We start from the raw sequence: 19,691 nt of genomic DNA on the forward strand, positions 1-19,691 counted from the left end.
TCGATAAACCCATAGTGTGGGAAAATACCCAACCAAAAGCTGCCGAAGGTTCCGTTCAACAGGGTTTTCATTGTTCGTGCTGCGCACGCAACGAAAACTTAGCTATTAGCGGTTAGGCGTTCTTTTCGTTTATTCAATTGCAGTTTTTGTTATCTACTATAAAGATTAGTCAATTGCTTCCCAAAGTTGAATTTTGTTTCCTTCTCCGTCAAGAATATGGATAAATTTTCCATAGTCATATGTTTCCATTTTATCCACTATGGTTACACCTTCTTTTTTCAATTCTTCAACAAGAGCTTCCAAATTTTCAACTCGGTAATTTATCATAAAGTCCTTGTCAAAGTATTTTGAGTCCTGTTTGAATGGTGTCCATTGTGTCTGGGCTTTTGTTGTACTGTCTGGTTTTTCATACCATTCAAATGTCGCACCGTATGGATTTGTGTCAAGTCCAAGGTGTTTTTGATACCATTCTGTTATCGCTTTTGGGTCTTTGCATTTGAAAAATACGCCCCCAATCCCTGTTACTCTTTTCATTTTATTGTCGTTATTTTTTGTTGTTACTGATTTAAAAGCGAAACCAAGAAAAAAGGTTGTCGCAAGTGTCAAAGCTATTAAAATTGGTCTCTTCATTATTGTCAAATTTAATTCTGTTGCCTCTCTTTTGTGTCGGTTCTCTACGCTTACCGCTAACTTGTTTATATGTCTTACTTCGTCAGACAAATACAACGTATTTGGTAGTGATTTGTCTGATATTCGTGAGACTTATTTCTGATCAATAAGATATATTTTTTTTCTTTATAAATCATCAAACGGACTTTTGATCTGTTGTATACTTTTTGTGCTTACATGTGTATAGATTTCTGTGGTTCTGCTACTGTTATGTCCTAATAACTCTTGAATATATCGCAAATCCGTGCCGCTTTCTAATAAGTGAGTGGCGTAGCTGTGCCTTAACCAATGTAAAGTGACGGGCTTTTTTATATCGCATTTTCGTAATGCTTGTTTTAATACACTTTGAAGACTTTTTGCAGAATAATTAGTACCTGGTTCTTGACCTTCAAATAAAAAGGTTTTTGGTTTGTAAAGCTGGTAATATGCTCTCAATAATTCTAAAATCTTTGGAGATAAAGGTGTAATTCTATCTTTTTTACCTTTTGCTTGCTTAATCAGAACAATATTCCGTTTAGAATCGATGTCAAGTGGTCTTAGCTGGAGTAATTTACTGCATCGTAAACCACAACTGTAGATCAAAGAAAGCATCACTTTGTGTTTCAAATTAGCATGAGCCTCGAGGATAATCTTAACTTCCTCTTTACTCAAAACATTTGGTAATGTTTTTGGTTTTTTTGGGCGGTCAAGTTTATCGGCTTCTATTTTCGTTTCCCGTATTGTTCTAAAGTATAATTTTATAGCGCTAATGATCTGGTTCTGGTAAGAGGAAGATAATTTTTTTGTCAAAATGTAATCATTATTAAAATTAAGAACATCTGCATTGGTGAGCTCACAAACGTCTTTTGACTTATAGTAAAGTAAAAATGATCGCAATGCATCAGAATAGGTTTTGATTGTATTTGGACTGTATCTTTTGGAAGAAAGCCACCGTATAAACGAATCATCATGTTTTCGACCCTCCGATGAAAGTACGGTGCATTGTTCCGGTGCGATTTGAAACCGTTCTCTATTTTCCCGTGTATCCGGAATATGCCATAGTCTTTTCTGCTGACTCCATCGCGCTCCACTAATTAGTTTTATCCCTTGGATCAACTCTTTATCTTTCTCGAACTCTACACCAATTCGATCTTCCTCTCTATGCTTTATTAGTTTTGCAGACCAGTTCATAATGTTCTGATTTTGAGAAATAAAGATAATCAAATTTGGAACACTAAATCATTTCATTATTTTTTTTTGCAGTAATGTAAATTCTGTCAAAGACTAGTGTAACATTGTGCTAACCTCAAAACCTTATTTAAATATTGCTGTAACCTCAAATTACAAAATTTTATTACCTGCTAAATATTCTACCGAACTGCTTTTCCTCTCTCTTATTTTTGGTGTTTTTCTGTATGCAAAATTAAAATGGAAGTCTTCCTAAAAAAATGAATTTGGGAATCCATCAATATTAATTCTTCGATTAATTAAAATATTGACGAACCCACCTACCCTTCCAGGCAAATTTATTTCGGGCTGCCACATTGTTTCAGTTTTAGAAATACTTCACATTTTTATAAATATTTAGCAATGAAAAAGACACCTCAAATATACGAATAAAGCTAAAAACGCTGCGTTCATTTATATTACAAAATTCCAAAAGTGCCTTTGTCAAGGTTATTTCAAAAGAATTTAAAAAAATAAGAAAAGTGTCCTCATTGCCAAATAAATAACTAATTAAGTATAAAACGTAATAACTAAACAAATAATTAACTTAATAAATACTATCATGAAAAATCTTTTTATCACCACTACCCTACATCGATACTTATAGTCAAATAATGCCTTTACGATTGTTGAGCATATCATAGAACTACAAAAAAGCCCGCAAGCCTTCAATAAAGATTTTCAAGTTTGGAAAATTACAAAGATTGATGAAATTACATTTTCTCTCGAACTCAACGATGGAAATCTGAATGTAATTTTAGCACATTATTTTCAGTCGGCTTCCATCGGAATATTTGAACTCACAATGTGGTTGAAGAATTCAATATTATATTTTCCTTGTGAACGATAATACTATTAATTAAATAATGTAATCAATAAACAGATAAATAACTAAATCAATAAAGATATGAATTTTGCAATGTACAAAACACTTGAACAAGACTTAAAAAATTATAGGGTTTTACAGCGTGGTTATCTTAGTTACCATAAAAAAACAAAAACCCCATTGATTGTTTTCTCAATTCAGCGATTTCCAGAAAGCTTCGATTACCTATTCAAAGTATTCCAAATTGAAGGAAAAGAACAAAATCTTTGTTACGTTATTTATTCGCAAAATGAAGTGGATCTCACTCCTGTTAAACTTCAAGATTTTATCGACTACCATAATAAGATATAAGGGGAACAGCTCTCGCTATTTTAACAAAAAAACTAAATAAATTATTGAAGTAAAAACTAAATACTGATATAACTAAATAAATAAAAGACTAATCAAATACAATATAATCGTGTAAAAATCAGTTATTTTTATATATCTAAGTTTACTATTATGAAAACATTTGAAGTATTTACAGAAAAGAAAAGAACAGAAAACGCTATTTTAGTATCAGCATTTGTGGATGAAGTTGGTAAGGAGGAAACCTTTTTTGTCCCACTATCTAAGTTGGAAATTCAGGACAAAAAACTGTTGATTGACGATGATTTTTGGAGTAGTAAACTAGAGGAGATCAAAAATCCTGCACCGGAAAAAATGATTACAATGATTTCAGCATTGTATGAAAAAGGGGAGAAGTCTACTAAAGTTGCAGTTAAAGCCAGATTGAAAAGTTTTGACAAAGTAAATGACATTTGGCTTTTCTTACCCAATAGCAAAGTTGCTACTGTGGAGAAACTAACCGAGAATGAAGAGGAACCACAGTTTAAAATTACTTTGCCTGAATGGGTCTATAATAGCGCTTTAAAAAGTGCTTTAGAATATCAGCTCACTAATTTCTGGAATAAAGATGTTGCAGAGGATCAAAAATTCAGTGTCGAGGATTTTACAATATTGGAAGGTTAGTAACTAAAAAAAATGAAGATATAATCGTCTTCATTTTTTTCTAATAAATAAATAACTAAATGAATAAAAAAAGTAATGAATACTTAACTAAAATTATTATATTTACGGAACCGAATGACAATTTGGTCGGATATGATCTTTCTACTATGGGGAATTTGTCCACGAATTGTATTATTATTAATACCTTAAATGAAAACAAAAGTTATATCTGTTTTGACACAGAAAGGTGGAGTAGGGAAGACCACAACCACCATCCACTTAGCAGCCAGTTTTGCAAAAAAAGGGAGTAAGGTTTTGGTGATTGATTTTGACAGCCAGAAAAATCTTTCGTTGGGCTACAAGCTCGATGAAGATTTTCCCTACACTGTTGTAGATTTTTTAGAACAAAAGGAAGGTTTAGAGTTTACCCAAAAAAGTGAACATAATAACGTTTATGTTTTAGCAGGATCTGAAAAGTTGGAAAGTTATAAAATCGATCGGTATGCTTTAAAGGATAGTCTAAAACTTTTAGAAGATTATTTTGATTATGTTTTAATCGATTGTCCGCCTAAACCGCTTAATGATGAACTCAGTTTAGGAGAGGTTGCTGTGTGTGCCTCCGATTATGTTTTAAGTCCAATTAAGGATGATGAATATTCTCTAGCTGGAATTACATCATTAATTCCATCGCTGTTAAATTTAAAAGCCAGACATAACCTGGATTTTGAATATTTGGGATTTTTCTTTAATTCAGTTTTAGTTAATTCGAGCGATTTTCGTTCCTATTATAACGACTTTTTGTCTAATGAGTTTACGAAAAATTATCTGTTAAAGACTTTTGTTCGGCAAGACGTAAACATTAAAAAAGCGATCAAAGAAGGTAAAACCATATTTCAGATCGATAACAAAAGTAGAGCAAGTAAAGATTTTAAAGATCTGGTAAAAGAACTAAAAAAGAAAATGATATGAAAGATAGAGTTTTGACAAATTTTGGTAAAAAGAAGGAGAGCAGTAGCCAATCTTTAAAACTTCAAAATGTTTTTCAGAAGATGCAGGTACAACCTTCAGAAACACAAACTGAGGCGGTTGAAGAAATTGTTACACCATCTGTTAAGAAGCCTAAGACTAAAGAGAAATCATTTAATTTTTCTTTTGTCTCAGAAGCAGAAAATATTAACTATATCCGAAGATTAGAATTCGAGAAAAGAAGACAAGGTTCTGAATTTTCCTACTTTACTTCCTCTGATGTCGTAAAGGAAGGAATAGCGTTGCTGAGAAAGAAAGGTCCGAAATTAAAAAATCGTCCTGCAGGTATGATTCCAACTCGTCGTGGGCGGGTTTCAAATGGAACCGAATTAAAAGAAAAAGTAACAACATCATTCAGTTTAATTGAAGATGAAGTTGATTATATATATGATTACATTTATACCAAAAGTGGAGACATTTTGGGAAGTTTCACCAAAGAATCTTTTATGAATGATATGATTAAAGAGTTGAAAAATAAATATGGAGAGTTAGAATAAAAAAAAAGGACCCCTAATAAATCCAGGCGTCCTTAAACATATTTCTATGTTTTTTCCTAAGTCAAAGATACGAAAATTTATGAAAACAGCCGAAAGTCAAGGTTTTTTCTGTGTAGTATATTTTACAGATACAAAAAAGACCGCCTATTACCATAAAGTGTATACCCCTTCGAAACTTGCCCGTACTCTTGAGAACTGGTTATGGATCAAAGTTTTTATAGATAAGAGTACGTATTATGCGAACACTAAAACAACAGATTATCATTGTATTTTTGATAAAAATAATCCAGTAACTGAGTTTTCCTTCCGACCCTTTTTAAAATCATCTTCATGAAAGCGAAAAATAATAAGAACAGTGTAACCAAAACACTGGATTCGTATGAAGCACAATTAGTCACGCTTTATCCCAATGAATTAATAAATTTTTTAGGTGGGGTAGAACCGCTTAAGAAAATTAATATTTTCGGTCACCGTATTATTTATGTAATGATGGAAATGATGAAGTCTGTGCAGGTTCATAAAATAAGTATTGATGAAACCAAGGAGATCATTTCAAACGATATGGTATACAAGGATGGTAGAATTACGTCCTTGGAAGATATTAAAGCAGATCAGATTGAAAAAAGAAGAATACTGGAATCCGGAAAGAAACTGGCGGTCATAGAAGAAAGTTTTTTTGCAGATAATTTCAGTATGTTACAAATGATTATTCCTACGCAAGCTCTTAATGATAATGGAAATATAAAAGTTAAAGATAACAGTGTATTTCATGAACAGTTAAAAATTCTGAAGACCTTAGGAAACCATACGGTGAAATCAAACAGCGGAGAAGAATTTTTAATTACAAATTTTATTGAAACCCCGATCTTCAATAAAGGACAAAATTATATCCGTTTCTACATTTCTAAAGCGACTTCCCGAATGTTACTTAACAACATTGATGGATATTCGAAAGTTTATAGAAGTATTTTATTCTCTACTCCTTCAACGATGCCTCTTAATATTTATTTGTATCTGAAAAAGAAATTCGGGAAAATGAATGGGGGTAATATAAAAATTTCAAAATTCGTAGAAGACTTATCTCTTGCGAATCACTATTTGAAAAAATCGAAGTTAACTATCTTTTTGGATGGCATTCAGAAAAAATTAAATGAGATTGGAAATATATCTTTCGGATATAAGATTACAGAGGATACTTTAACTTTTTCTCTTTATGAGACTAAAAACACTGTTTTTGTTGAATACCCTTCAGCGGACGAATACCGCGCCAAGAACGCTTTGAAATATATAAAAAAATCAAGAAAGTTGAATGAAAAGCAACTTGTTTATATAGCGGCAAAGTTTAAAGAACATGGCTATGATAAGATGAGTGAAGTAACCAGAAGCCGTTTAGATAAAGCAATTACGGGAAATGAATATCTGATATGGTTCGTAGATAAATGTAATGAATTACAGTTGTAATAAGACTATTTACCCCCACTGAATGTTCCCAATTTTTATTGAATGTCTAACATAAACTAAATGAAGTGTAAACAGGAATATCCGGTTATTACCCCCACTGGAAGTTCCGTTTATTAATTGTCATAAAGATAAAAGTAGATGAATGGTAGATAGGTAAGTTGAAAGCTCTGATTAAAAGAAGGTAAAATGATAGAGTAAGACGAAAGATTTTTAAAAATAATAGGATTCCAATTTAATTTCCTGAGACAAAGCAATAGTCATTTGAACGAACGACAGATGTAAAAGCCTATTAATAGGCAAACAAGAGCGTTAAACAAGGGCTATAAAGCATTCAGTATAAAGTCAGTAGATATAATAGTGTTGAAGAGGTTTAATCCCGATACTACTACCCCCATCCAATGTTCCTAACAATTATACCCCCACCAAATGTTCCTAACATTAATTACCCCCATCGGATATCTTTGTTACTCCCACCGAAAGTTCCTATTACCCCCACCAAATGTTCTCTTACCCCCATCCAATTTCCTTAATACCCCCACTCAATATACCCAATACCCCCACTGTATTTCCTATAGAATATTTAAAAAAACAGTATTTAAAGGTATTTGCAGTGATTTCTTGGCTTTACTAATAATATAACCGTATCAATAATATTATTTAATAATTAAAAATAAGGAGTTAGCCTTTAGCTAACGGACTCTTTATTTAATCTTAATTTTATTTTATAGTCGGAAAAAACATTTAATTTTCTTCACGCCCGTAAATTTAAAAGAAAAAGTTGCGCAAAAAAGAAAATGAACAAAATTTTCGTCGCATAAACGTTCAATTATGCACTATTTTCGGAGTAAGATAGAAGTAACTAATTCTAGGGTCGCTTAATTGTATCGCAAATTAAAATAATCGTGCGATATATTTTTGCGAAATAATTAAATACATAATATTAAGTTGTAAATTAGCTTTTAGAAAATTTAATTATAAAGTATGCTCATAGGTTATGCGAGAGTTTCAACCCAGGTTCAGGATAATGCAATTCAAATTGAAGCATTAAAAAAATCAGGTTGCGAAATGATTTTTGAAGAAACTATTTCTGGAGGAAGATGGGATCGCCCAAAATTACAGGAACTTTTAAATTATATTAGAAAAGGAGATACGATTGTAGTTTGGAAATTGGATAGGCTGTCCAGATCCTTGAAAGATCTGCTCTTTATTATGGAGCAGATTGAAAATAAAGAAACTGGTTTTAAAAGCTTGACAGAATCTATTGATACTACAACTTCTGCAGGAAAAATGATGATGCAAATGGTTGGGGTTTTTGCAGAATTTGAAAGAAATATGCTGAAAGAACGAACTAAAAAAGGTTTAGAATATGCAAAAGAACAGGGTAGAGTGGGTGGTCGAAAGCCAAAACTGAAACCAATACAAATCCAGGAGATTATTCAACTGCATGCTGCAGGAAAATCGGCTCCCGAATTATCTCAATTATTTAATGTGCATCAGGCGACTATATACAGAATTTTAAAAAAAATTACCAATAAATTAACGTTAATCGCGACTTAAAGATGATACTCTTAATCTAGAACTATTCTTTTCTGCATTAATTAATATAATGACTATTTCTATTTTAGTTTTTCTCAATGCACTTTTTAATATATTTTTCGTCTAATATATTTTTTGCACCAAATTTCCCAATGAATTTTACTCCTACCAAAAATGCCACCATTCGCCATATAAAAATTTCTTAACTTATTATATAGCGATTAGCCCTTATAGTTAGGCATTTCATCTCTACCATAAACTTCTGCCTTAATAGATTTGGATTCAATGGGAAACAGAATTCCTGAGGAGTCTTATATTAATTAAATTAGAAAGTTAGATTTAGAAAATTTAGCTTTATTTCAAAACAGCAACTTGTAAATGCTGTTGAGATATCATCTTGTTGTATCCCATCGGTTCTAAATTCTTTGATAAATTATCCGGGCAATTGGGATGATTTTCAGAGTAATGATGAATTATTTCAACTGTTTCTTTATTGCAGGGTGCAAGTAGAAAATCGTATACATACCACTTGAAGATGGTATGTTTACAGTTAAAAAAATTCCTCAAAGATATATTGCTTGACGTGAAGTAAAGTAATATTTTTTTGAATATCCGTTTTTAATCCATACTAATTTGAAACTTTTAGTGTGAAAATAACTATATTTGAAGAAAAGTTCTCAATGTTACAATCTCAAAAAATATATGTTGAGAAAATTCTTCCAATAAATGAGCGAGGCTCCACAAACGATTCATTCGCGTATCGGGAATTTGATCATTCAGCACAAGCAGACTTTTACTTTACAAACCTAAAAAAAAGATTGCTTTCAATTTCGATGTGGAGCAAATTTGCAGGCGGAGATAATTTTATTTTTGAATTGACAGACTACCAGGGAAATTTGAAAAGTAGTCCGCCTATTATCACAGATAAAATAAGAATGCAGTTACCCGGTCCAAAAGATCAAGAAGGTCTACGTTTTGACTGGGTAGAAGTGGTGCGAATGGATGAAGGATATTTCAAAAATGTTCAATTTTATCTACTGGAAGTTAGTCCCTGCAATTGTCCTTATCAAAATAGTGAAAAAACAGCACATTTTTATTGGGAAAATGCCACCAATACTTTCGTGATTGCAAAGCAGGAAAATATAGTGCAGGTATCAATCCACGGCAGAAATGAAGTAGCCAATATATCCGATCAAAACCTAATTGATAAGATTAGAAACTTTTTAGTGGCTAATGCCGGCATAATTACAGGTAGCAAAATACAATGGGAAGTTTTTACCGATAATTTAATGAAAGAAGAAGATGAATAATTATAACAATGTAGTGCTGTATGACGGCGATTGCGGATTCTGCAACTTTTGGGTACAGTGGATTTTAAATAACGATTCTCACGACCGATTTAAATTTGCATCGCTCCAAAGTGAATATGGACAAAATTTTTTAAAAAATCAGGAATTACCGACTGACACCTTCGATACCCTATATTTTATAAAGGACGGCATGTATTACAAGAAAATGTATGCGGTTATTAAAATTGGCGAAACATTGGGCGGGGCTTATCACGGGCTTTTTTCGCTGAGACTTTTACCTAAATTTATATTAGATAAAATGTATGATAAAGTTGCCGAAAACCGCAAAAAGTTAGCCGGAGAAACCTGCCTGCTGCCGACACAGGAACAGCGTAATAAATTTATACACTAAAGAAAATGATTACTAAAATCAATGACGTTCCGGAAACACTTGTAGCATTCAAGGCAAGTGAGGAAGTGGTAGCTGATGATTTCAAAAATATCGTAATGCCGGAAGTTTCAAAATTTACCGAAAAACACGACTATTTGAATTATATGCTGATATTAGATACTGATATTTCCAATTTTAGTATAGGAGCCTGGCTGAATGATATGGCTTTAGGGCTGCAGGAACTTAAAAATTGGCATCGAGTGGCTATCGTTTCAGACAATGATCTTATTGATTCTGCCACCAAAATTTTTAATACGGTAACAATAGGGGAGTTCAAAGTTTTTAAACATAAGGACATTGAAGAAGCCAAAAAATGGGCCTCTCAACCAAAAGTAAGAGAATAATGGGACAAGCCCAATAGCGCAAACTGGCTCATATCTCTTCAGTCTACTGTAGAAATTAAAAAATTCCTTGAATTTTGTTAAGCTACTGCTGTTTTATGAGTTTCCATGCTTGCTCACATCAAGGAAACATAAAGCTATTTTTCCTTGAATGTCGCTGAAGTTGAGTGGAAATCCCTTTGGTTTATTTCATTCTAAATTATCTGTAATATTAGAATGGATTACTAGTGTCACTTTCATATGTTTTTTCCGACTATCAAAGAGCTTTTTTGTAAGAGATTTTTAATCAAAAGTTCTATTGAAATTCTTACATTTGAAAGGATTAAATTATATTGTAATAACCGTCATGGTCTTATTGAAGATTCTCAAATATGAAGAATCTTCGATAGTTTTATCCCGGCTACTTAACATAAAATATGGGTGAAAATTTTCTTTCCGACACCAGTCATATTCAGCAGAAACAAATCCATGTATTTCAGAAAATAAATACGGCGCTCATTGATCTGTACTGGGAACTTGGTAAAACGCTTAGTGAAAAGGTCAAGAACAATGAGTGGGGGTACAAGTGTTATAACACAGTTCGCTAAATACATTACTTTAAATGCGCCAGATATAAAAGGCTTCAGTGATAAGAATCTTTGGAGGATGAAGCAGTTTTACGAAACTTATGTTGATCACCCAGAACTCTCAGCACTGCTGAGAGAAATTCCCTGGACTCATAATACCATTGTTTTTTCCCGTTGCAAAAGCACGGAAGAAAGAATGTTTTATATTAAACGTTGTATTTGCGAAAAGTATTCTACCCGAAATTTAGAAAGACAGATTAATGCCTCGCTATATGAAAGAACGCAATTGGGAGACGAGAAACTCTCAGCATTGATGATAGAATTGGAACCCAGTACAAAACACATTTTCAGGAATAGCTATGTATTGGAATTTTTAGGCCTAGCAGAAGAACATAGTGAGAGTGATCTGCAGAAGGAATTGGTAAAGCAAATTAAGAAATTCATTATCGAGTTGGGAAAAGACTTTCTATTTATCGACCAAGAATGCAAACTACAAGTCAGAAATAGTGATTTTTATATTGATCTGTTGTTTTATCATCGCGAATTGAAATGTTTGGTTGCCTTAGAACTCAAAACGGACAAGTTCAAACCGGAACATATGGGTCAGCTCAATTTTTATTTGGAAGCCTTGGATCGGGATGTACGAAAATCTCATAAAAATCCGAGTATTGGTATTTTATTATGTCGGGATAAGGATGAAGAAGTCGTAGAATATGCACTTTCTCGAAATTTGAAACCAAGTATGATTGCCGAATATCACTTACAGCTGCCTGCTAAAAAAAAATGTTACAGGAAAAACTTCATCAGATTTTAGATCGTAGAGAGTCGAGTATGAAATAAGAGGACAGACTAGGTTGGTGGTCTAAAAAATTGTATTAAGAAAGCAAACATTAAAACAAGAAATCATGGAACCATCGAAAAAAACAAACCTGCATCAATAGTTATTATAGGAATTGCAGCTATAGTTATTGCAATTATTTCTTATTTTATATTACTTTCCTTTTTCCCTGAGTTGTTTCAAGACTTGCCTACCGGCGAACAGCAACCTATCACAGAATAAATAAATTTTTATACTGAGAACTGCACAAGTTGACAGTTTTTAGTCATAATAAAGCCGTCCAAGTAGAATAGGACGGCTTTTTAAATAATAGGTGAAAGATTCGTTAGTCGTGTCGATTTTCTAAATTTTTAAATTTCTCATAAGATGCTTTTAAACTGTGAAGTTGATCCTGGACTACTCTCGAACTTTCAGGGCATAACTCACCGCTGTCCAAAGCCTTTTCGTAAGCTTCAATAGCTGCATTTTCGCCGAAGGTAACATTTTCTAAAGTTGATTCTGCATTATCGCTCGAAAAAGCATTTTTCACATCTATCCAAGTACGGTGTAGTCCTCCTGCTACGGTAGTTGAATCATCTGCATCTCCATTTCTTTCAGAGATTAAACTCTTCAGTTCTAGTCTCATTTTTTGCGACTGATCAACCATATTGTTGTAATCTGATTTAAGATTAGGATATTTTTCCCACACCTTATCTTCAACTTTGTTGAAACCTTCAATTCGATCATTTGTGATTTGTAAAAGATCGTTCAATGTTGATACTGTTGGATTGTTCATAATATTTTATTTTTTTTGGTTACCTATAAGGAATCAATGGGTATGCCATCAAATTATAAAATCTGTTAAGATTAAAATGGAAAAAAAAAGTCATTGGTAAAAAATTTGTATTTAGAAGTAAATTACTATATACTCGTAGTGCATTATTAAATTATTTCAATTTTAAGTCTATTCATTTTTCTATTGAAAACAAAAACATTTACAAACTGAATGAAAGTTAATGCTGTTATTTTGCTCAATACCCCTGTATAATGTTTAAAAATAGTAAAAAGTTATTTCCGAAAAATTTCTTGAGCTTTGAGGGCTCAAAATTTTTCAGAATAACTTTTCTACTTACACAGTTAGTGGGACACTACCATATTAAAAAAAATAAGCTGCGAAAAGCAGCTTATTTTTTTAATGGATTATTATTCAGCGTCTTCTTCAGAAGCTTCAAAGTTGATAGAATTGTACGCTGAATCGGTCAATAGAGCATCAGCCTCTTTTTCTTCTGCGAGTGTTGCTTCCAGCAGAGATGCTACTTCGTCTTCACCAAGAGTTTTTGCAAAAGCAATCAGTGTTCCGTAGGAAGCGATCTCATAATGTTCGATTTTCTGTGAGGCAGAAATTATACCTGCATCTCGCACCGGTCCTTGCTCGGTTTCTTCCAAAATACTTTCCCCTTCTTTAATGAGGCCTTCCATAGCGTCACATTTTTTGCCACGGTTTGATTCTCCCAATATCTCGAATACCTGCTCGAGACGTTTGACCTGGCCTTCCGTAACGGTTATGTGTTGTTCGATTGCTGAAATAAGTTTTGGCTCTGTCGCATTGTTTGCCATCTTAGGTAGTGCCTTCACGAGGGCTCTCTCAGCATAGATGATATCTTTAAGCTCATCAACAAAAAGTTCTCTAAGTCCTTCTGCTGCACTGGATTTTGCCTCTACTTTGCCTTGACCTCCTCCGTTTTGTGTGTCTGTTTTTTTCATAACCATAAAATTTTAGTGATTAGCAGTGAAATAAATACAAATATCAGACCTTATAAATGAATCACTAAATTTTTAAGGAATAAAGCACTTTTTGCCTACCATAAAAATTGCTCAAATCATAAATTACTGAAAAGGCTTAAAACAGGTAGCGTGTTTATCATTAAATCAAACATTCTACACATATCTATCTACTAAGATCTTCAGTACACTTGTTCAAACTAAACATTATTGTGCTTGCAGCCCCCAATATGCTTTAACAAAAATTTCTCCATCTTGCGCTTCAATGAATTGTTTATTTAGTTAAAGGTGAAATTGTTAAAAATAAGGACATCTTGAAGAATAAGTGGGTGGACGGTCTCGACCAATGGTTTCCAGAAGGAATAGATACACCGGGAATTGTTTAATCACAGTAACCGCGCACTATGTTAAGTTCTGGCATAAGGAAGAGGAGGGCGAATACAATGTCTGATCTGGAAAAAAATACTGAAAGTTGTGTAATAATAAGTGATTCTCATTACAATTCAAAATCCCGGCAGTTAGTCGGGATTAATATTTATAAAAAGACACTATCCAGTAAAGTGTGTAAGTTAAAAAGTTTAGGCTTGGATTTTATAATCTGAGCCTTTCTTAATTATTTTTTATTTAGATCCATGGATCTAAGACCACCTTTACACAACCATCCTCTTTTTTGTCAAAGATGTCGTAACCTTTGGCTACTTCGTCTATTGACAGTCGATGTGTGATAATATCGTCTAGGACTACTTTTCCATCTCTTACATATCCTATTAATTCATCGATAATGGCATGTACGGGACACTGTCCCGCCTGTATTCTTAATCCCTTATCGAATATTTGACCGACTTTAAAATTATCATAATTGTAGGGGTAAACTCCAAGAATGGAAACCTTACCGCCTCTGCGGACTGCACTCATACAAGCTTCTACCACTTTAATTGAACCTTTCTCTAAGTTAATAACAGCTTTAGCTTTATCTATTAGATTTCGATCTGGCTCGAATCCCACAGCATCAATACATAAATCTGCACCACGACCATGGGTCAGGCTTCGTATGTGTTCAATTACCTCTTTACCATCTTTCCACAAAATTGTTTCACACCCAGTTAATCTTTTAATTTGGTCTAATCGATATTGTTGAGTATCCACCACAATAACCTGTCCGGCATTTTTTAGAATAGCACTTTTTGCGGCCATACTTCCTACGGGTCCGGCCCCAAATATTGCTACGGTTTCACCGCCTTTTAATTCTCCCCACATTACCCCAGTATACCCTGTTGGAAATATATCTGTTAAGAATAATGCTTGATCATCCGTTAAATTATCTGGCACTACTCTGGGTCCGAAGTCTCCATATGGAACTCGTACATATTGTGCTTGCCCGCCATCATAACCCCCGTATAAATCGGTGTAACCAAACATGCCACCACCTTTTTCGGTCATTATTCCCCCTTCAGGTCCATAATTTTCTTCATTACTATGCTCGCAAGCCCCTGGTAGATCATGATTGCAAAAATAACACGATCCACATGCTACTGGGAAAGGAACAACAACACGATCACCCACCTTTAATTTAGTCACTTCGCTACCTATTTCTTCGACTATTCCCATAAATTCGTGACCCATTGTCATTGGTCTTGGTTGAGGAATACCTCCGGAATACATATGAAGATCACTTCCGCAAATTGCTGTAGATGTTACTTTCAAAATTATGTCAGAGGGCTCTTTAATTTTTGGATCGTCTACCGTATCACAAGTTATTTTTCCGGGACTGTGAAAAACTGCTGCTTTCATATAGGTTGTTTTTTTAGGGATTAATAAATAAATTATATCAAATTTTTAGCCATAGAAATGAAATTGAATCAAATATTTAAAGTATCAATAAAAATAAACCGCCTCTGTTGTGAGGCGGTTAACAATTCAATGCAAAAATTATCGCTTAAGCGGGTACTTTCGGATTTTCTTCTCTATTCCAAAATCGATGTTTTTTAATTGCGTCCACAAACTCATCCAAATTGCCTGAAGTTGTTACTCCTTCTTGTGGTAGTTTAAGATTTGGTAACGCCTTTTGTATTAAATCACTACCATTAGAGTCTGCTCCAATTGGTTTGCAGTGTTTAAAGGCTTCCATAATAAAATGAACTGCATCTGGATTTTCTAAAAGAAGATCAATGTTCTTTCCTCCTGGAACATAAACGGCATCAAACACAACGGAAGCTGCGGTCAATAAACTATCATCTACAGGATAAAGATCGGAATTTTCCGTACTCACGAATCCATGATCAGGTGCAATTACACATACCACCGCGTCCAATTCTTCAAGTTGTCTTTTAATTTTCGTAAATGCTTCATCTTTGACACCATCCGCCGTTAACAAGGCAATTTTCCTGTGTTTAATATGATCTACCAATTTAGTAGCCATACTTAAGGAAGGAGCGTCTTCGATTGGTAAGTCATTTTTAAAGGAAAAATAATGTTCTAAATTTCCATCAGCAGGAATACTGTCAGTGATCGGTTGTGGTAGTCGCTCTGTTGTTAAACCAAGTTTTTTTGCAACAATATTTGCCAATTCTTCATTAACTTCTAAAAGCATATTTACCATACGCTGTCGAATGGGTACCGTTTTTACCTTTCCTAATTCAAAAGCGAAAGCATTTTGAATATGCCGTTTTTCATGATCTGTCATGCTATTATAGAATAACGATGGCTGACTAAAGTGATCGAAAAAGCTCTTACTTCTCTTTCTAATTTTTGTCGAATCTATACGTTCTTCATAGGAGGTGAATCCGCCTTCACTCATTTTCGCCTGAAATGGACAACCACCTCCTAAAGAATTAGGATTGTAAGCAACCTTCCCTTTATTTATTTGCATTCTGTGCATGCCGTCCCTCTGATTATTGGTAACTTCCGGAATTGATTTATTGATGGGGATCTCATGAAAATTCGGACCACCTAATCGAGAAATTTGAGTATCTGTGTATGAAAACAGACGTCCTTGCAATAAGGGGTCATTTGTAAAGTCGATACCAGGGACGATGTGTCCTGGATGGAAAGCGACTTGTTCGGTTTCTGCGAAGAAATTATCAGGATTTCGATTTAAGGTCATCTTGCCTATAATTTCTACCGGTACCATTTCTTCAGGGATCAATTTCGTTGGATCTAGCAGATCAAAAGGGTATTTATGTTCATCTTCTTCAGGAACTATTTGCACACCTAATTCCCATTCCGGATAATGGCCCGCATCAATTGCTTCCCAAAGATCACGACGGTGGAAATCGCTGTCTTTACCTGAAATACGTTGCGCCTCGTCCCAAACCAAGCCCATGACGCCTTGTAATGGTTTCCAGTGAAATTTAACGAAGTGAGACTTCCCATCTTCATTTATAAATCTGAAAGTGTGAATCCCAAAGCCTTCCATCATTCGCAAACTCCTTGGGATAGCACGATCGCTCATAAGCCAAAGTATGTTATGCATTGCTTCGGGCATCAACGAGATAAAATCCCAAAAGGTATCGTGAGCAGATGCTGCTTGCGGTATCATATTATCAGGTTCCGGTTTAACTGCATGAACCAGATCTGGGAATTTTGTTGCATCCTGTATAAAAAATACGGGCATATTATTTCCCACTAGATCATAATTACCTTCTTGAGTATAAAACTTTACTGCGAAACCCCGAACGTCTCTGGGAACATCGGTAGAGCCTTTACTTCCTGCAACTGTTGAAAAACGTGCAAAAACTGGTGTCTTAATTGAAGTCTCATTTAAAAATTTGGCTTTTGTATATTTTGCCATTGGCTTATACAATTCAAAAATACCGTGTGCGCCAGAACCTCTCGCGTGTACGACTCTCTCTGGAATTCTCTCATGATCGAAGTGAGTAATTTTTTCTCTAAGTATAAAATCTTCAAGAAGGGTAGCACCTCGTTCTCCCGTTTTTAGTGAATTTTGATCATCATTAATTTTTAAACCTTGATCGGTGGTCAGAAATTCTCCTTGATTGTCCGTAGTAAACTTTCTTAGCTGTTCTTTTTTAGGATTTGCTCCATTTTCAAATGGTTCTTGTTCATTTATTTTCATGTTGTTAATTTTTTGAATTACTTAAATTAAACGGCATTTAAATCTTTAGACTGGAAATTTTCAGAATTCGCTTGAGAATTTAAATTAGTATCTGCTATCGTACTTAGTAGGCAATCAGATTTTTTTTCTTCTCCTAATGTTCTCAATAGTAGATCAAGTGCAGTTCTTTCATTTAGAGTTTTAGCAAAAGCTGCTAAGGTTCCATAAGTGGCAATTTCGTAATGTTCGATTTTTTGAGATGCTGCAATTATACCCGCATCTCTCACTGGTCCTGCTTCAGTTTCTTGAACAATTTCGTCTCCTTCTTTGAGTAGTCCTTCCATGGCTAGACATTTTTTTCCTTCAGCTTTTTCTCCCAAAGATTTAAAGGCATCATCCAGTCTTGTTACTTGAACCTTTGTTTGATCCAAATGATTTTTAATGGCGGTCTTCAACTTTTGATCTGTAGCATTTTCAAACATTTTTGGTAGCGCTTTGACTAACGCGTTTTCTGCCCAATAAATATCTTTCAGTCCGTCGATGAAAAGCTCTCGTAAACTTTTTGCTTTGTCGCTACTCTCCTTTTGGTTAGTAGTCTTTTTTTTGTCAGTTCCCATAATATTGAATTTTATTGATTTGTTGTATTTTCGTTTTTAAGACATTTATAAAGATACTTCTCGTCAAGAATGTTTTGAACCCAAAGCTCCCAGTGAATTTTACTCAAACCAAAAACTCCGCCCTTGGCTACAAAAAAGTTTCTGATTTTATCTATAACTGGTAAATTTCTGTAATTAACAATTTCATTTCGTCCGTGGACTTCCGCAACAATTTCTAAATTGTGCTTTTTAATATTAAAGTAGTTTTTTGCTTTGTTTTGAAAGAAATGCGCTGTAGTTTGAATTCCTGGTGGGTGCGTAGGACTTACTGTGATAAGATAAGACTCAACATTATTCTCGTCCACAACTTTAATTTCTACAATTTGAACCCAGTCAAATCCTTTTCCAGTCTTATTGGAAGGTCCAGGAATTTTAATCTTAATAAGATCGCCAGGAGCTGGAGGTAATATTGTTACGTCTCCATTTTTGTCTACAAGTGAAAATTTGGTAGCATTATCAAATAAATGCTCCCAATTAGAAATATTAAAAAAAATTTCCTTTACATTTTTGAAATACTGAGTGCATTCTTCTTTAGTGGCAAAGATTTTCGTTTGACTGGAATCATGATGACTTACTTCAATTTGTAAATCCATTTTTAATAATGTTTTTATAACATAAAGGTACAAATTATCTGATAAAGTGCGATTTATATTTTAATTCAATCCATTTTAAATTTATCTTTAAAGAGACAGAATTAACAAAAATTAAAAATCTGAAACATTCCATTGAACCCTGTCGGGAACATTCCATTTATTCAGACTTTTAATTTTGCTTTTCACTCACTATTCTATTTTCTTCACGCTTCAAAAACATTTCCCTACCGCTTTGCTATCAGTCAATTCTTTTTCAGCTAAAAATAAAATACTTTCGGAAAAAGTGCCACCGCTTTGCCTACGCTTAAAAAAATTGCAGATTTAAAAAAGCAATAGATCTAAAAAATTCTGGTTCCCGCCATTTATTTAGACCTATTGCTTTTATTTTTCACTACCTATACTATTTTCTTTACGTTTCAAAACCATTTCCCTGTCGCTTTGCTTTCGGTCAATACTTTTTCAACTAAAATTAATATAGGTTCGGAAAAAAATTAAATCGCAATTTTTCTTTCCACTACTTTGCCCGAGCTCATATTGAATTTCTGTTTTGTTTGAAAAATTTTCTACTGACTGGAAAGTTATTGATAGCGTTTTAGAGCATTCCAAAAAACGTAGAACTCATCTACTTTTCTTTCATCCCATTTCTGGTGTTTTTCTGTATGCAAAATTAAAAATGGAAGTCTTCCTAAAAAAATGAATTTGGGAATCCATCAATATTTACTCTTCGATTAATTTAAATATTGACGAACCCACCTAAACCCTTCGGGCAAATTCATTTCTAGCTTCCACGCTGTATCAGTTTTAGAAATCATTCCATTTTTAGAGTCATTTAGCAAAGAAAAAGACACCTCAATTATACGAATAAAGATAAAAGCAGTGAGTTCTTTGACATTTTCGAAAACCCCTAAAACCGTTTAGATAATAGTTCTTT

General features: G+C 33.8%; 19 protein-coding genes and 1 pseudogene. 11 read left to right on the plus strand and 9 right to left on the minus strand.

What is annotated here, in order from left to right; all coding sequences use genetic code 11:
* Window positions 1-165 precede the first annotated feature (165 nt).
* A complete protein-coding gene (locus MTP08_RS14410) occupies window positions 166-720 on the minus strand; it encodes a VOC family protein (RefSeq protein ID WP_243577773.1) in 555 nt (184 codons plus the stop codon).
* A 75-nt stretch (window positions 721-795) separates the two neighbouring features.
* Window positions 796-1,839: a tyrosine-type recombinase/integrase gene (locus MTP08_RS14415; RefSeq protein WP_243577774.1), complete on the minus strand. Its 1,044-nt coding sequence runs from the start codon at window positions 1,837-1,839 to the stop codon at window positions 796-798.
* Between the two features lie 673 nt (window positions 1,840-2,512).
* Here MTP08_RS14415 and MTP08_RS14780 point away from each other — a divergent pair.
* The 11 genes from MTP08_RS14780 (at window position 2,513) to MTP08_RS14735 (ending at window position 11,672) form a co-directional block, all read left to right on the plus strand.
* Window positions 2,513-2,725 (plus strand): DUF6876 family protein, encoded by a 213-nt coding sequence (locus MTP08_RS14780; RefSeq protein WP_394803780.1) that lies wholly within the window; start codon window positions 2,513-2,515, stop codon window positions 2,723-2,725.
* Window positions 2,726-3,202: 477 nt separating this feature from the next.
* Complete coding sequence (locus MTP08_RS14420; RefSeq protein WP_243577775.1) at window positions 3,203-3,712, plus strand: hypothetical protein; 510 nt, start codon at window positions 3,203-3,205, stop codon at window positions 3,710-3,712.
* A gap of 189 nt (window positions 3,713-3,901) precedes the next feature.
* Complete coding sequence (locus MTP08_RS14425; protein WP_243577776.1) at window positions 3,902-4,660, plus strand: ParA family protein; 759 nt, start codon at window positions 3,902-3,904, stop codon at window positions 4,658-4,660.
* Window positions 4,657-5,214: a hypothetical protein gene (locus tag MTP08_RS14430; protein ID WP_243577777.1), complete on the plus strand. Its 558-nt coding sequence runs from the start codon at window positions 4,657-4,659 to the stop codon at window positions 5,212-5,214. Before MTP08_RS14425 ends, MTP08_RS14430 begins: the two co-directional genes overlap by 4 nt.
* A 330-nt stretch (window positions 5,215-5,544) precedes the next feature.
* Window positions 5,545-6,675 (plus strand): hypothetical protein, encoded by a 1,131-nt coding sequence (locus MTP08_RS14435; RefSeq protein WP_243577778.1) that lies wholly within the window; start codon window positions 5,545-5,547, stop codon window positions 6,673-6,675.
* Between the two features lie 981 nt (window positions 6,676-7,656).
* Entirely contained in the window at window positions 7,657-8,232 is a 576-nt protein-coding gene (locus MTP08_RS14440) for a recombinase family protein (RefSeq protein ID WP_243577779.1), read from the plus strand.
* A gap of 626 nt (window positions 8,233-8,858) precedes the next feature.
* Complete coding sequence (locus MTP08_RS14445) at window positions 8,859-9,521, plus strand: hypothetical protein (RefSeq protein WP_243577780.1); 663 nt, start codon at window positions 8,859-8,861, stop codon at window positions 9,519-9,521.
* Window positions 9,514-9,912 carry a thiol-disulfide oxidoreductase DCC family protein gene (locus MTP08_RS14450; protein ID WP_076387486.1) on the plus strand — a complete coding sequence of 133 codons (399 nt, stop codon included), beginning with the start codon at window positions 9,514-9,516 and terminating at the stop codon, window positions 9,910-9,912. Before MTP08_RS14445 ends, MTP08_RS14450 begins: the two co-directional genes overlap by 8 nt.
* A 5-nt stretch (window positions 9,913-9,917) precedes the next feature.
* Window positions 9,918-10,295, plus strand: a complete 378-nt coding sequence (locus MTP08_RS14455) for a SpoIIAA family protein (protein WP_243577781.1) — start codon at window positions 9,918-9,920, stop codon at window positions 10,293-10,295.
* Window positions 10,296-10,708: 413 nt separating this feature from the next.
* Window positions 10,709-10,879 carry a DUF1016 N-terminal domain-containing protein gene (locus MTP08_RS14755; protein ID WP_317233009.1) on the plus strand — a complete coding sequence of 57 codons (171 nt, stop codon included), beginning with the start codon at window positions 10,709-10,711 and terminating at the stop codon, window positions 10,877-10,879.
* Window positions 10,842-11,672 (plus strand): PDDEXK nuclease domain-containing protein, encoded by an 831-nt coding sequence (locus tag MTP08_RS14735; protein WP_317233010.1) that lies wholly within the window; start codon window positions 10,842-10,844, stop codon window positions 11,670-11,672. Before MTP08_RS14755 ends, MTP08_RS14735 begins: the two co-directional genes overlap by 38 nt.
* Window positions 11,673-12,021: 349 nt before the next feature.
* Here MTP08_RS14735 and MTP08_RS14470 read toward each other — a convergent pair whose 3' ends face one another.
* The 7 genes and pseudogenes from MTP08_RS14470 to MTP08_RS14495 all read right to left on the minus strand — a co-directional run bounded on the left by MTP08_RS14470 (window position 12,022) and on the right by MTP08_RS14495 (window position 18,760).
* Window positions 12,022-12,471 carry a ferritin-like domain-containing protein gene (locus MTP08_RS14470; protein WP_243577782.1) on the minus strand — a complete coding sequence of 150 codons (450 nt, stop codon included), beginning with the start codon at window positions 12,469-12,471 and terminating at the stop codon, window positions 12,022-12,024.
* A gap of 146 nt (window positions 12,472-12,617) precedes the next feature.
* Window positions 12,618-12,719, minus strand: a pseudogene (locus tag MTP08_RS14795) (IS982 family transposase); the annotation flags it as partial.
* Between the two features lie 159 nt (window positions 12,720-12,878).
* Window positions 12,879-13,439 (minus strand): YciE/YciF ferroxidase family protein, encoded by a 561-nt coding sequence (locus MTP08_RS14475; RefSeq protein ID WP_116095626.1) that lies wholly within the window; start codon window positions 13,437-13,439, stop codon window positions 12,879-12,881.
* 642 nt (window positions 13,440-14,081) lie between these two features.
* Complete coding sequence (locus MTP08_RS14480) at window positions 14,082-15,248, minus strand: zinc-dependent alcohol dehydrogenase (protein ID WP_243577783.1); 1,167 nt, start codon at window positions 15,246-15,248, stop codon at window positions 14,082-14,084.
* Window positions 15,249-15,393: 145 nt separating this feature from the next.
* A complete protein-coding gene (locus MTP08_RS14485; protein ID WP_243577784.1) occupies window positions 15,394-17,532 on the minus strand; it encodes a catalase in 2,139 nt (712 codons plus the stop codon).
* Window positions 17,533-17,558: 26 nt separating this feature from the next.
* Entirely contained in the window at window positions 17,559-18,128 is a 570-nt protein-coding gene (locus MTP08_RS14490; protein WP_243577785.1) for a YciE/YciF ferroxidase family protein, read from the minus strand.
* Window positions 18,129-18,139: 11 nt separating this feature from the next.
* Window positions 18,140-18,760 (minus strand): hypothetical protein, encoded by a 621-nt coding sequence (locus MTP08_RS14495; RefSeq protein ID WP_243577786.1) that lies wholly within the window; start codon window positions 18,758-18,760, stop codon window positions 18,140-18,142.
* Window positions 18,761-19,691: the final 931 nt, after the last annotated feature.

Origin of the sequence: Chryseobacterium oryzae (assembly GCF_022811665.1) — a bacterium.
Lineage (GTDB): Bacteria > Bacteroidota > Bacteroidia > Flavobacteriales > Weeksellaceae > Chryseobacterium > Chryseobacterium oryzae.